The organism is Aminobacter sp. P4_D5, from assembly GCF_056401815.1.
The window spans coordinates 1-503 of record NZ_JBFUIP010001487.1 but is presented as its reverse complement, the minus strand read 5'-3'; the positions used below and the strand labels follow the sequence as shown (position 1 = coordinate 503).

Below are 503 nucleotides of genomic sequence, written 5' to 3'. Positions count from 1 at the left end.
TGACGGAATAGGCGAATGCGCTCTTGCCCGAGCCGGATTCACCGACCACTGCGACCGTCTCGCCGGCATGCACCAGCAGGTCCATGTCGGCGACCGCGGCGACGGGGCCGCGCGCGGTCTGGAAGACGGTGCGCAGCCCGTCCACGCGCAGAACCACCTTGCTCATGAGCGGCCTCCCGCGCGCGGGTTCAGCGCCTCGTTGAGCCCGTCGCCGACGAGGTTGATGGAGAGCACCGTCAGCAGGATCGCGATGCCGGGGATGCCCGACATCCACCAGGCGGTGCGGATCGCCGGGCGACCGGCGCCGATCATCAGCCCCCAGCTCATTACGTTCGGATCGCCGAGACCCAGGAAGGAGAGGCCGGATTCGAAGAGGATCGCCGTCGCCACCATCACCGAGGCCGCGACCAGGATGGACGGTAGGGCATTGGGCAGGATCTGGCGTGCCAGCCCTTCCAAATCGCCCATCCCGGTGGCGATGGCGGATTGCACGTAATCCCGGC

1 protein-coding gene is annotated in these 503 nt (G+C 68.2%); it reads right to left on the bottom strand.

Annotated features, from left to right (window positions below):
• Positions 1-162: 162 nt before the first annotated feature.
• Positions 163-503, bottom strand: a 341-nt coding sequence (locus AC1DWF_RS39115) for an ABC transporter permease (RefSeq protein WP_476843754.1), incomplete at its 5' end; no start/stop codon positions are given.